Annotated in this window: 13 protein-coding genes; all 13 read right to left on the bottom strand. The window is 25.3% G+C overall.

What is annotated here, in order from left to right; genetic code table 11:
- Positions 1–23 precede the first annotated feature (23 nt).
- Positions 24–1040: a hypothetical protein gene (locus CRV01_RS05490; RefSeq protein WP_129007229.1), complete on the bottom strand. Its 1017-nt coding sequence runs from the start codon at positions 1038–1040 to the stop codon at positions 24–26.
- Positions 1015–2409, bottom strand: coding sequence for an MBOAT family protein (locus tag CRV01_RS05485; RefSeq protein WP_129007228.1), 1395 nt, complete (start codon positions 2407–2409; stop codon positions 1015–1017). Before CRV01_RS05485 ends, CRV01_RS05490 begins: the two co-directional genes overlap by 26 nt.
- Positions 2410–3444, bottom strand: coding sequence for a RimK family alpha-L-glutamate ligase (locus CRV01_RS05480; protein ID WP_129007227.1), 1035 nt, complete (start codon positions 3442–3444; stop codon positions 2410–2412). It lies immediately after the preceding gene.
- Positions 3441–4421, bottom strand: coding sequence for a CapA family protein (locus CRV01_RS05475; protein ID WP_129007226.1), 981 nt, complete (start codon positions 4419–4421; stop codon positions 3441–3443). The genes CRV01_RS05480 and CRV01_RS05475 overlap by 4 nt, the downstream gene beginning before the upstream one ends.
- Positions 4418–5731: a lipopolysaccharide biosynthesis protein gene (locus CRV01_RS05470; RefSeq protein ID WP_129007225.1), complete on the bottom strand. Its 1314-nt coding sequence runs from the start codon at positions 5729–5731 to the stop codon at positions 4418–4420. Before CRV01_RS05470 ends, CRV01_RS05475 begins: the two co-directional genes overlap by 4 nt.
- On the bottom strand, positions 5728–7263 hold the full coding sequence (locus tag CRV01_RS05465) for a hypothetical protein (RefSeq protein ID WP_129007224.1): 1536 nt from the start codon (positions 7261–7263) through the stop codon (positions 5728–5730). The genes CRV01_RS05470 and CRV01_RS05465 overlap by 4 nt, the downstream gene beginning before the upstream one ends.
- A gap of 99 nt (positions 7264–7362) precedes the next feature.
- Complete coding sequence (locus tag CRV01_RS05460) at positions 7363–8286, bottom strand: methionyl-tRNA formyltransferase (RefSeq protein ID WP_129007223.1); 924 nt, start codon at positions 8284–8286, stop codon at positions 7363–7365.
- Positions 8283–8969 carry a hypothetical protein gene (locus CRV01_RS05455; protein ID WP_129007222.1) on the bottom strand — a complete coding sequence of 229 codons (687 nt, stop codon included), beginning with the start codon at positions 8967–8969 and terminating at the stop codon, positions 8283–8285. Before CRV01_RS05455 ends, CRV01_RS05460 begins: the two co-directional genes overlap by 4 nt.
- A complete protein-coding gene (locus CRV01_RS05450; protein WP_129007221.1) occupies positions 8962–9993 on the bottom strand; it encodes an ATP-grasp domain-containing protein in 1032 nt (343 codons plus the stop codon). Before CRV01_RS05450 ends, CRV01_RS05455 begins: the two co-directional genes overlap by 8 nt.
- The gene (locus tag CRV01_RS05445; protein ID WP_129007220.1) at positions 9980–10666 is read right to left on the bottom strand and encodes a metallophosphoesterase; all 687 of its coding nucleotides are present in this window, start codon (positions 10664–10666) and stop codon (positions 9980–9982) included. Before CRV01_RS05445 ends, CRV01_RS05450 begins: the two co-directional genes overlap by 14 nt.
- Positions 10644–11513, bottom strand: a complete 870-nt coding sequence (locus CRV01_RS05440) for an NAD(P)-dependent oxidoreductase (RefSeq protein ID WP_129007219.1) — start codon at positions 11511–11513, stop codon at positions 10644–10646. Before CRV01_RS05440 ends, CRV01_RS05445 begins: the two co-directional genes overlap by 23 nt.
- Positions 11510–12634: a class I SAM-dependent methyltransferase gene (locus CRV01_RS05435; RefSeq protein ID WP_129007218.1), complete on the bottom strand. Its 1125-nt coding sequence runs from the start codon at positions 12632–12634 to the stop codon at positions 11510–11512. The genes CRV01_RS05440 and CRV01_RS05435 overlap by 4 nt, the downstream gene beginning before the upstream one ends.
- Entirely contained in the window at positions 12627–14627 is a 2001-nt protein-coding gene (asnB, locus tag CRV01_RS05430; protein WP_129007217.1) for an asparagine synthase (glutamine-hydrolyzing), read from the bottom strand. The genes CRV01_RS05435 and asnB overlap by 8 nt, the downstream gene beginning before the upstream one ends.
- Between the last annotated feature and the right edge of the window lies 1 nt (position 14628).

The following is a 14628-nucleotide window of genomic DNA, read 5'->3' as shown; positions in this document are numbered from 1 at the left end:
TTAAAAGAAATGAAAACCAATATTTATTTATGATCACGTAATAACCTTTTAGCTAGTTTTCTACTATAATAAGTTCTACCAATATTGTTAAAATGAGACACATCTGCCCACATATCTGTTTGTATATGCATTTGAGTTAAATCTATAATCTCAACATCCTCCAAAAAAGAATCTATTCTTATATTTTCATCAAACTCACTTTTTGAAAGTGTTGGTTCAAAAATCACTATTGGATTAATATCATTTGCTTTAATAATAGATATAAAACTATTAAGAATTTTAATTGTATCTTTATTTATATTTGAATATTTTTCTTTTTCTAATAAATGATCAGTATTTGTACCTAATAATATTTCATCTCCATTAGTACAGTTAAGAATAATCTTTTTTGTTTCTAATACTTTTTTAAAAATACTACAATCACTTTTGATATCATTTGTATATTTTTTAATTTGAACTTTTGAACTTTTTAAGTTAAAAGAAGAATAAAATGATTTTATTTTAAGGAAAATAGCCTCAGAATAATTATAGAAACTATGTAAACTTTTTACCCAACTAAATAAAGAAGAAATAAATAAATCATTGCTTCCATATTTTTTATAAAAAAGTAAATCTTCATATAACACTGTTTTAAATACATTTTCTTTTTCTATAAATAAATCTTTTTTTGACAAACTAATTATTATATTTTTTGGTTTTTGTTTGATTGCCTCATATATATATGAGGGATAATCGATTAAAAAGTTTCCACTTACTCCTAAGTTATAAATATTTAAATTGTTTTCTTTAAATATTTCAGTAGATATATGATAAAGAGTTCGACTACTTCCTATAAAAACATAATCTCGGTTTTCACTGTAGTTTAAATTAAAATGTTTAATTTTAGATGCTTTTTCATTTATAAATCTATCTTTTTTAGTTCTTGAATATATATATAAATCTAATACAACATCCAATACAACAAAGCCCAAAAAGACTAAGAAAAAACTAATAAATATGTTTCTTTTTATTTTTTTAGAAGTTAAAGTACAAGAATTCACTTTGACCTCCTAATAATCTAATAGCGACAAAAGAGCAAAAAAATAGAAAAGATGTAAAAATAGCTATTTTTTTAGAAAATTGAAATCTATTATTTATATAGTTCATTGAATTATTAAAAAATAAAACTACAAAAACACTGATAATAATAGTTACTAACCAGATTGGATTAATTAACTCAAAGTCACTAAAATTTACCATCCCAGATAAAACCTTAATAGCATCATCCCACTCACGTGCCCTGAAAAATACCCATGCTATATTTACAAAGTTAAATGTTATAAACCATGCTATTATTTTAGGAAGTTTTATATTTAGGGTTTGCCATAATCTATTTATTACTAATGCCATCCCATGCAGAAAGCCCCAAAATATAAATGTCCATCCTGCTCCATGCCACAGTCCTCCTATTATAAATGTTGCTAATAAGTTTACGTAGGTTCTAAAAGAAGATATTCTATTTCCACCTAATGGTATATATACATAATCTCTTAAGAATCTTGATAATGTTATATGCCATCTTCGCCAGAAATCTTGTATATCTAATGCTTTATATGGAGAATTAAAGTTTATAGGAAGTTTTATATTAAACAGTAATGCTATACCTATTGCCATATCTGTATATCCACTAAAGTCAAAGTACAACTGAAAAGTATAAGAAAGAGATGTTGCCCAGGCTTCAAAAAAATTCAATGTTGGTGCTATATCAAATCCATTTGTTGCCCATATGGCAAAGGTATCTGCTATTACTACTTTTTTAAATAGTCCTATTGAAAATATAAACAATCCCAATGCTATATTTTTATATCTTTTTACCAGATTCCATTTACTTGCAAACTGTGGCATCATCTCTTTATGATGTACTATTGGTCCTGCTATCAATTGAGGAAAAAATGTTACAAACAGTGCATAGTTTAAAAAATCATACTCTTTAGTTTCTTTTCTATAGCTATCTACTAGGTATGCTATTTGTTGAAATGTGAAAAATGATATTGCTAATGGCAATAATAAGTTTAATGGTTCTATATTTACACCACTTATTAAATTTACATTCTCTATAAGAAAATCTGCGTATTTAAAATATCCTAGCAAAGATAAATTTACTACTATTCCAAAGATTAAAATACTTTTTTTAGAAAAACTTTTATTTCCATATTCTTTATTTAAGCTATTTCCTATTACATAGTTAAATAACATACTACTTAATATTATTGGTAGATATACTACATTCCACCAAGAATAAAAAAACAAACTAGCAAATACTAAAAAACCTTTTGCTCCTACTACTAATCTTTTACTATTTAAATAAAAATATACAAAAAATACTATTGGCAAAAAGGCAAATATGAACTCATAACTATTAAATAGCAATTAGATTAGTTCCTTTATTAAATTATTTTTTAGAATATGATTATATAAAGAATAAGCTAAATCAAATTCTATTGATTTTTTTTCTTCTTTAAACTGCCAAACACCTTCAGATTCATAATAATATCCAGAAGAATTCCTTTGAGTATATTCTCCAAAATGAATTCCTTGGTATTCAATTAGATAATAATTTTTGCCATCAAAACAAATATCAAAAGACATAAAAGGTTCATTGAATTTTTTAAAAATTTCTTTTGAATAAGTCAATAAAGAATCTTCAACCTCTACATACTCAAAATTTCCACTACCACTTGCTCTAAAATCACCTTTATTAATATTTCTTTTTAAAACATAATATTTATCAAAAAATATTAATACTTTATAATCATAACTTAGATTTGGTACAAATTCTTGAACAACAAAATTTTGGTGATCTTTGTAATATTTTAATTTTTCTATATTGAATCTTTTTAACTTTAAAAATTTATAAATACTTTCTCTTAAATAAATTAAAAATCTAATATGTGTAGAAACTTTAAAACTATTAATTTTAGATAAAAGTTCATTTTCATTATGTACTAGATTAACCCCTCTACTTCCTGAACCATCAATTGACTTTAAAACAAGTGGAAACTTATACTTAGATTTCAAGAAATTATTATCATAAGTGTCTGCATTAAAATAGTAGCCGTTCAAAGAGTCTATTCCAACAATATTTTTATAATATTCTTGGTAACCTTTATTTTCATGACATTTTAAAATATTTTTAGAAGGTATAAGCTCATTATTATTATTTATATTTAATATCTCTATTGTATCATCAATATATTGTTTATGATAAGGTTTTTCTGAACTTATTGTAAAAATAATGCTATTTCCAATAGCTTCACTAAATGCTACCTTATTAATTGGAATAGGCTCCACTTCTATATTTTTATCTCTAAAATAGTCTATAATTATTTTATAATTTATTTCAGAAAATCTAATATGATTAGAAAAGTATTTATTGTTATCTAAAAGAATATATATTTTTTTCATATACTAACTCCTAATAGTTTTTTTAAATGTCTCAATGTTGGAAAACGTGGATTATAGAATACATTTCTAAGCATTATTATTCTTTGTGTTTTGATTAGTTGACTATTAAACTGATTTTCACTTTCAGGTACATCATATTTAAAATTATAATTGTTTTTACTCATAAGCCTATCTGAAATTAACTCAATAATATTAAATTGCATATCCAAATTTTCTTTTAAATCAATTTTAATAGATTGCTTATTGTGCTTCAACTGTTTTTTCTTACTCGTTCTTGTAAACTTCTCACCATCAAAATGTGATTTAATCTTAAAATCTGGAAAGATACAATTTCCTATCCCGTAAAATATTTTTTTACCTTTATATTCTTCAACAGGTTGAATAATATGTGCATGATGTCCTATTATCATATCTGCACCAAAATCTATGATTTGATGAGCTTTTTGAGTATCTTTATATGTTGGATATGGTATTTCTTCCATACCCCAGTGAAGTTGTACTATTTTAAAATCTGCATCACAATTATCTAAGTCATTCTTTATAAGTTCTAAATCTAAAATTGCACTTCCATTATTAGACTCATTTCCAAACACTGCACTTGTAGTTTCACAGCTATAACCAAATAGTGCTATTGTTTTTTCTCCAAATTCTAAAGAGCAAGGATTATTAAAATTGTTAGCTTTATTTCCTGCTCCAAAATACTTTATGCCATGCTTATCTAGAAACTCTATAGTATCTTCGAATGCTTCTTCACCATAATCCATAATATGATTGTTTGCAAGATTTACGGCTATTGGATATTTACCAAAAGTTTCTTTAATATAAGACTTTGGCTGAATTAAATTTATCTTATCTTTAGCTGGTATTCCTCTACTTGATACTGGATATTCTAAATTGAATATATAATCATCAAGCTCAAAATCTATTCCATACTCTTTATCTAAATATACATCACCCAAAAAACTTAAATTTTTCATAACATCAAATCCTTATTAACTACAATAAATAAAACTAAGAATACACCTGTAGCTTTTAAATACTCATTTGAAACTTTATACAATCTATTTGAATAATAATGTTGTACTAACATAAATATATAATTTACTAAAACCAAATAGTTTAATGCTAAAACCACATCATAACCGCTTTTAAGTACTAAATAAAATCCTACAAAGTTAAATAGAACTTGAAATAAAACTATAATAAGTTTTAAGTCCATCCTTTTTTTTATAGCAAATCCTGGGGTCAGGTATGAACCCATATTTAATAGAATCAAACTTAGTGCTAATATTGTTGCCCACTTGTAAGCATTTGTATAATCAACAAAAAAATATTCTTGTACAAATGGAACTACTACCATAAAAATAAAGAATAAAACTATAGTAAATACTATATATATATTTATATATTTAATATACTCGATTTTCCCCTTATCACTTGGAAAACTTACAAAGTGATTTATCTTTGGATCTAGTGCCATACGAAGCGCAAAGAAAAAAAGTGATAAAAAAGCTAAGTACTTAGTAGCAACAGAAAAATCTGCTAACAACTCTAAAGAAATAAACTCTTTTAAAATATATATTATAGCTTTGTCATTTGCAAATAGCAAAAAAAACATTGGAAACATTGGCAGAGCATACTTCATAATATCTTTTAAGTTTTGTCTTTGAAAAGTAGCTTTTAAAAATTCATTACCTACTGTTTTAAACTGAAAAGATAAAGCTACAAGATATCCTATTATTTGAGCTACAAAAACCAAAACTATACTCAAACTATCATTTAATAGTATATAAATCCCAATAATAAGCAAGTATGATATCGGAAATAATAAACTAGATATAATAAAATTCTTTTTTTCATAACTGTATCTAAAATGAAGATTTATAAGATTGGTTATATTAATTAAAAAACCAATAGTAAATATCATAAAGAAAAGATATGTAAAAGAGTCCATAGAATACTCACCAAAAAATATATCAAATACAAAATATGCAGGTACTAAATAAAACAGCCCAAACAATCCCATCATATAAGCTATAGTTTTCAGATGATCAAAATGCTTATTTTCTTCTTTTTCATTGAAATAAAACCTGGCAAAAGATGACTCTAATTGCATAGATATAAATACTCCTACCATCGAAGCAAATACAATAAGCATATCTAAAATAGCTATGTTTTCTTTTGTAAAATACTTAACAAAAAGAAAAAATATAAGGAACATAAAAAACCTATTGAAGGCATTTAATACTCCATATACAAAGCTATCTTTTAAAACACTCTTTATCATATCTTCTCATAAACTACAAAATCATTTTTATTATAAACTTCTTTATATCCATCAAATTTGTACTCATGATTATATGTTTTTTTGATTTCATCAATATATGGTTGATATGCAAGGATAATATTTACACCAAATTCTTGATACATCCATTCAAAATCATTGGTTCTAATTGGCATTATAGGTTGATAGTATTTCTTCCAAAGTTCTTCTCCACAATTTTCTGTAGAGAATTCAGATGCTGCCATACACTTAAGCCCAGTTAAAATTTCACCATAATAAAAACTATTTGTTTCTACTAAGCCTAATAATCTATATTCTTCTCTTCTATAATTGTTTTTAATAAATTCAGTAGCTTTGAATAAATCTTCTAATTTATATTTTGAAGTAAAACTATAAATAAAAACATTATATATATACAATAATGTAAATGGTAAAAAAAGCCATAATATATTATTTTGTAAATATATCGTGAGAAAGACAAATGTAGGGAAAATAGCATATTCTAAATATCTATCAGCTTCACCAATAAATTTAAAAGCATGACTCCCTGTTAATATAAATGACATAAAACCAGCTGCAAACCAAGCATATATAAAACTAAGAGAATTATTTGAAGTATCAATATTGAAAGATATCATTAGTATTAAAACTAAAAAAACCTCTATATCTTTAATTATAAAGTTTAAATAACTTAATTTACTATGAAAAACTAAATATGCTTTTTTAATTTGAAAGGATACAAGATACTTAAAAAATAATTTATATTGTTCAAACCTATTAATAGATGAAATAAATTCTACTTCATTTTTAGTAATTTTAGCAAATCTTTTAAGATGCTGATATTGTCCTATTAAAATAGTCATATATCTTTCTTTTGAAATTATAATAGCTATTAAAAATACTGCAATTGGTGCTAAAACTATCACTAATGAATTCAGAATACTTCCAATAATTAGAGAAAAAATAAATATTACTTGTGCACTAAATTTACTAGTAATTAAAGATAAAGCAGCAAAGAATACGCCAATACCATATGCCAAGTAACTTTGTTCTTGATAAAAAAAGAACATTGCTATAAAAAATCCAAAAACTAAAAGCTCTCCCAAAACTCTTGGAGTAGCATCAAATGCTCTTGGTCCCATAGAAACTTTTAATAAAGTAGGAGAAATAGAAAGTAGCAGAGCACTAAAAAAGGCTAAACTTGAATCAATACCTATTTTAGCATATAAATAAATAAAGCTAAAATATGCTAATATTACAAATAGTGCATCTAAAACTGCACTATAAATTCTTTCATATTTTATTCTTTGTTTTAAAGAAAGAAAAGATAATAAATAATGATAAAAATAAGGATAGTCATACAAATTAGGTAGTAAATATCCTTTTATTCTTTTTGGAATAGAGAAATTATTATTTCTAATAGATTCAGCCATTGCAAAATGATACCAGGTATCCCCATTAATTCTATTTTTTATAAATTTAGGTATTATTCTTAAGATAATTGTTAATAATATAAGTATTAATATTTCAAACATCTAAATTCCTTTTTTAATATGGATTTACTATTTCAGAATTTTTATTATTCTTACTAAATAAAATTTCTTTAAACATATTTAAATTTTTCTCAAGTTTTATCATAATAACCTTTTTCTTATACTTTTTATTTTTTCATTTGGATTACCAATAAAACCATCATATTCAATTTCATTTATCTTCAATTTACCATTTCCACATATAACTAAAATACTTCCATCTTTTTCTATACTTGCTACTTGTCCTACTACAGATAAATAATTTTCATCATCTTCAAAAAGTTCTGCATCCCAAATGATTAACTTATTATCTTCATAAAAACTGTATGCTCCAGCATAAGGTTTATTTGAAGCATTAATAAGTCTTAATATCTCTATGTTTGATTTACTCCAATCTATTTTTCCATCTTCAGGAATCCTTGGGTAACATCTTATAGCCTCTTTTGGGTCTTTTGACTGTTCTTCCAAAATATAATTTGGGTCTTTTTGTAATTTCTGAACAGAATTTACAAACATATCAGGAATTCGATTTACCATCCACTCCCAACACTGAGTAACTTTTGTATTAATATCTATATCAAAGTATTCTCTATCTATAATATTACCACTATCAACTTCTCCACCTATCATAGAGTGGATACAAAGTCCTATTTTTTCTTCACCATTAATTATTGCCCATGCTTGACAAGCATTTCCTCTATATCTTGGTAAATCTCCTCCATGAGCATTTAAAACTCCTAAAGGAAACAAATTAATAACATCTTGCGAGATGATACTAGAATAGTTCAAACTTACAGCTATCTCACAATCAGCTCTTTTTATCTCCTCTTTAAATTCATCAAGTTTATTTGTATATATATACTTTGCACCTATCTCATTGGATAATTTTTCAAAATCTTTTGATATTTTAATGTATTCTGGTGCTTCTTTAGATGTAATTATAAGTGGTATCTCATAACCATTTTTTAAAAGCAACTCTATGGATTTATATAAAATCTCTGTTCTACCTATTATTGCAACTTTCATATGGAACCCACATATTCTTTTAAATTCATAATTTGTATACTCCCTTTTAAATATTCTTTTATAATTTCATCAAGCATTGTTTCTGTTCCAATACCCATATTTTTGCTAAATTCTTTATTTGCTTTGTACATTTTATACTGCTTTTCAGAATCAGAGTTTAGATAGACATGTATTGGATGAAAATCTAAGATTTTATTTTCTAAGTTTTGGATATCACTAAATTGATATTTTTTATCTCTTTGATAAAACTCGTAGTCATCTTCCCAATTATAAGGAACTCTTAAAATTCTATGATTATTTATTTCAAAATAAAAATTTTCTAAGTTACTAACATTTGGCATAAAAATAGAACAATCTATTTTTATACCTTTTTCCATCATATATATAAGCTTATTCGATGATACTTTAAGTCCATGAGGTCTACATGATGTAGCTTTAGGAACTATTGATAAACAGTGGTCAATAACTTCTTTATAACTATTTCCGTGAGTAGAACCATCATTGAAGTTTGGATGTATTCCAAGTTCAAAGAAATTATACTTTTTTATTTTATTAAGTAACTTAGTATCATGTGTTACAAAAAATGTCGCTGGAATATTATTCTTTATTAATTTATCCAAAAGATAGTCAAGTACCTCATCTGTACACCAATCTAAATCAAAAGTTAAAACAACCTTATTCACTAATCTCAACCTCTTCAATTGTTCTCATTATGGTTGAATTATTGTAGTTATGGTTCCATTTTTCGCCCAAAATTTGATGTTTAATCATAAGCTCTGGTTCATTGTATCCTGCTATTGCTCGTAATGATGTAGTTCCGGATAGTCTAGGATTTATTTCAAATAACATAAGTTCACCATTTACTTCTCGACATTGAATATTTAAAGGACCTTTTGAATCAATTAATTCAGCAATATGCTCTGCTTGTTTTTGTAAGTTCGCATTATGGCACACTTTTCCTTGTGATATTCCAGATGAAATAACATAAATATTGTTTTGGTCTCTAACTTTTTTATATGTTGACAATGCATTTGTAATGAATCTTTTGATTGCAATACTTCCTAAAACTTTTCCATTAATATCCGAACTTACACCTATTGTATATTCATCTTCATGTGTTCCAATATAATGCTGAGCCACAATATCTACATTGTGTTTAAGCATATATTTAACTAGCAATTGGCAATCTTCTTTATCTAGGGCTATGTATACATCTGAAGAGCCTCCAGAACCCGTACTTGGTTTTAATACCAAAGGATAAAAATCTATTTCATTTATATCTTCAATCTTATCTATTTTTTTAAATTTTGGTAGGTTCACACCTTTAGTTTCTAAATATTTATAAGTTTCATATTTATTCATACACAAGGATATAGCTTCTTTTGAATTTAAAGGATGTTTAACATTAGCATTTTCAAATTTTTCTCTATTTTCAGATATAAATTTTAACTCTGGTTCTGAACCGTGAAATATAAAAGAGATATTGTTTTCTTTTATTATATCAAAAATGATTTTTTCATATTTTTTATCTGCCACATAAGGAACCAAATAAAACTTATCTACTAAGTTTTTTCCTGTTGTTAATGAAGTAACATCAGTTCCTATAATTGTTAAATCTAAATCATTAATTAATTTTAGTGATTTTATAATCTGTTCACCATGACTTCCACCACCAATTCCCGTAACTAAAACATTAATTTTTTTCATTTTTACCTCTTTTCAAAATATCTACCAATTGAACTACATATTGTTTATTTTTTAATTTTTTACTAAATTCACAAAAATTTTGATCTATCTTTTTCATTTTAACTTCTTCTAATTCAAAATCAACTATGGCATAAGAAGATTGTTTAGTATAATCTCTTGGTTGTCCTATAGAACCTGGGTTTACAATACATGTTCCAAAATGGTATGTAATTTTAGGTATATGAGTATGACCAAAAAAATAATAATCATACTCTTTTAAAAACTCTAAGTCTAAAGTATCAAGACTATATATATATTTTTCACAATCATTTGGTAATGAATGAGTCATATAAACTTTTTTATTACCTACTTTTAAGATTATTTCATCTTTTAAATTTAGTAAAAAATCTAAGTTTTCATCACTTAAAATATTTCTTTGATTTTGTATTCTATAAAGTTCATCTTTTTTTAAGTCATAAACTAATTCATTTAATAAATATTTATCATGATTTCCTTTTAAGCATTTAATATCTTTTTTTTTAATCAACTCAATCACTTCATTTGGTTTATCGTAATAACCAACTAAATCACCTAAACAATAAATTTCATTAACATTTTCTTTTTCTATTTCATGTAATACTTTTTTTAAATAAAAAAGATTTGAATGTATATCAGATATTAATGCAATTTTCATTTTTATACCATTTTAAATATTTTTCTAAGGCTTCTTCAATTGTATATTTAGGATAATATCCAAAATCATCAAAAGCTTTTTTAAAACTATAAGTAGGACGATAGTTTTCTTGACTATCTTGTAAGCCATTAAATACTATTTTAGATTTAGATTTAGTTAGTTTAATAATTGTTTTTGCCAATTCTAGCATTGATATACTTTTTTCTCCTACAATTTCATAAGTCCCCTTCGCATTATTATCAAGTGCTAATTCTATAGCATTTAAAATATTTCCAGCATAAGTAAAATTTTGTTCTCGACTTCCTGTTCCATAAAGTATTAAATCTTCATCTTTTAAAGCTTTGGCTATAAATATATTTAAAACATTTTTAATATGAGAATATTCTCCAAAAGGAGCAGATATTCTAAATGATGTTGCATTTATACCTTTCTTGTTCATCATTGAACAAAAATGTTCACCAACTACTTTGGACATAGTGTAATAATCCCCTATATCAAGTAGCTTTGGCTCACTCATTGAGCCAAAGCTACTTAAATAAATAAATTTATTTAAGTAGCTTTTTTTAGCATACTCATACAAATTTTTCATCATTTCAGTGTTTTCTAGAAATAACTCATAAGTTGCTTGATCGAAGTTTTTAGGGATTATAGATGCATTGTGAATAATACAATCAATAGTTTTATTTTCTAGCACTTTTTCGATATCTTTATAAAGTGAATCGAATTTTAAATAATCTTTATTATTAGTCTTTGAAGTTGTACCATACAATACATTATACTTATTATCTATATTATTTTTTATATAATTACCTAAAAAACCTGTAGAACCTGTTAAAAGGATCTTCATATATTTGCTCCAATAATTTCAAAGTCATTAAGTTTGCAACTAACTTTATGATGATAACAATCATTCATTGCTAGAAATATTTTTTTTGTTTCATTTAATAAATTACTTGTTTTAAACTCAGCAAAACTTAATATGTCAATTTTATTTTTATATTTCTTTCCTTGATATAAAGAATTATCATCAATAATGCAAACTATATTTTTTATATTTATTTTACCTACTCCTATCAAATAATCTAAAACTAAACCTTGCCCGTAAATAACAATTTTATCGTTTTTGATATTACAAATATCATTTTCTATTTTTTTCAAATAACTAATAGCATGATTAATATAGTCGAAATCATTTAAAGAGTTAATTTTTATATTATCATTACTGATTTTTTTCAGTATAAACTGCATAGGTACACTATTAGATACTTTTTTCTTAATAACTTTCATACTACAGACATTAAAAAGATTCAAAATTGAATTTTCTGTAAATTTAGATAAGTGGTCGATAGTTAATAAATCTGATTTATTATTTTCAAAATTAGGTACTTCTATTAAAATATAAGTGTCTTCATGCATAATATTTTTTATATCAATTAGAAATTTTTTTGGATTTGGCACATGTTCCAAAACACCTATTAAACTTATGTAATCAAATTGTTTAATAAAATCACTCGAGTTAAAGAAGTTATTATACTTTTCTTGTAAAAAACTTTTAGTTTTTAATTGTTCATATGATTTACTTGGTTCTAGTGCATATTTTTTTATTTCTTCATATCTATTTTCAACAGCCTGAATAAAATTACCTTTACCTGCACCAATATCAAAAAAAGTTTTACTTGAATCATTTTCTAAAAATTCTTGATAAAATTCTACTAAAGAGTCACTATATTTTCCATCATCAATAGTGGGTTCAACTTCACCATCTAGTAAAAATTCATAATCGTCTTTATAAAATTTTTCATAATCAACTCTTTTATCAAAGTCAATAAATACAAACCCACAGTTGGAACAATAAGAATGATTAAGAGGTGTATTGATAACTTTAGTATCACTTGTTACACATTTCATAATCTGAAAATCTATTTTTTTTACAAAACCATTACATATCTGACAATTTAATTTACCCATAAATATCACTCCACTCTTCAAAATTTAATAAACTCCAAATAAATAATCTTCTATTTTCTTTTCCTGTTAAATGTTCATTTATAAGTTTTTGAGTAGCGTTCTTATCCATATATTTATATATATTTGCATCGTTATTTAAAAGTTTTGCTTTGACAAACTCTATACTTTCACCTTTGAACCAGCTTTGGTCAGGAGAACTAAAGCCTTGTTTTACAGCCTTATGAATATCTTCGGGGATATACTTACTCATAGCTTTTCTTAAAATTACTTTTCCATCATTTGTTTTTTGCATTTTACCTATTTCATTTTCGTTCATCTTAATTACTTTTTGTAAATCACCAAGTTTATATTTAGCTGGCACTTTTTGTGCAAAATCTACTAAATCATTATCAAGAAAAGGTACTCTTGTTTCTAAACTATGAGACATAGAAAGTTTATCATCAACTACTAGTAAACCATGTAAAAAAGTCTTTGCTTCAAAATATAAAGAATGATTTATATACTCTTCTGGAGTTTGATTTTTAACAGGAGTATCAAATACATTTGCAAATATATCTCTAGTCCATACTTTTTCTGTAGCACACAAAATAGGTGAAAACACATTGTTAATTTTTTTATTTGGAATAAGTCTTTTCCAAAAGCTATAATATTTATTTATGTAGCTATCAAAGCAGTCATTATTTACTGCTTTGTAGTATCTCCAAGGATAGCCTGCAAAAAGTTCATCACCACCGGCTCCGCTTAATACTACCTTTACAAATTTACTAGCAAGCTTTGCTGCATAATAGTTTGGATAACTTTGTCCTACTCTTGGTTCTTCTAAATGATATGCAAATTTATTCATACATCTTTCCATATCACCAGATTTTAAAACCATTTCATAATGCTCAGTTTTAAACTTGTATGACATATACTCAGATTTTGCTCGCTCATCAAAACTAAGTTCCATCCCACTAGCACTTGACAAGTCAAAACCTACTGTAAAAGTTTTTAAAAAATCATTTGATTTTTGAAAATAATTTGAAGCTATAGCAGTTATACTTCCACTATCCATACCACCACTTAGATAACTTCCTACTTGTACATCAGCTACAAGCTGACGTTCTACTGCTTGAGTAAAAAGTCTATCAAGTTCTTCAATATATTCTCTTTCATCTTTTACAGTATCTGGTTCAGAAAAATCAAAATCCCAGTATTGTTTTTTCTCTATTTCTTTAGACAATAAATCAATTTCAAAGTAATATCCAGCTTCAAGTATTTGAATATCTTTATGTAAAGTTTTATTTGTAAATATATTTTGGAATGTAAAATATTCTAATAAAGCTTCTTTATCAACTTCACTTTTATACTCTTTATATTCTAAAATAGATTTAATCTCACTTGCATATATAAAAGTCTTATCCTTAGACAGATGATAATATACAGGTTTTATTCCATATCTATCTCTACAAAGATAAAACTTTTTATTAAAATTATCATAAAGAGAAAATGCAAACATACCATTAAACTTTTTAATACATTCTATTCCCCACTCAATATATGCATAGATAATAACTTCTGTATCAGTATGACTTTTAAATCGATGTCCTAATTCTTCAAGTTCTTTTCTAATTTCTTTAAAGTTATATATCTCACCATTATAAGCTATCCAAATATTTTTAGACAAGTCACTCATAGGCTGATGTCCAGCATAAGAAACATCTAAAATAGAAAGCCTTCTGTGTCCCATGTAAAGATCATAGTCATGTGAATGTAATTCTCTTTGAGCGGAGCTTGATTCAATTGTAGGAAGCATATCATCTATATTTTTATATCTTTCATCTGTAAGATTTTGATAAAAAGAAACTCTTTTATTATGTCTTGCACCTGTATGAAAACATAAATAACCCGCATCATCAGGCCCTCTATGAGCAATTTTATCAGCCATAGGTTTTATATAATTTACATCTATAGATGGTCTATTTAATGATAATGTTCCTACAATACCACACATA

The organism is Arcobacter sp. CECT 8983, assembly GCF_004118855.1.
Lineage (GTDB): Bacteria > Campylobacterota > Campylobacteria > Campylobacterales > Arcobacteraceae > Halarcobacter.
Note: the sequence above shows the minus strand (reverse complement) of the source record. Positions and strands in the feature narration are given on the sequence as shown.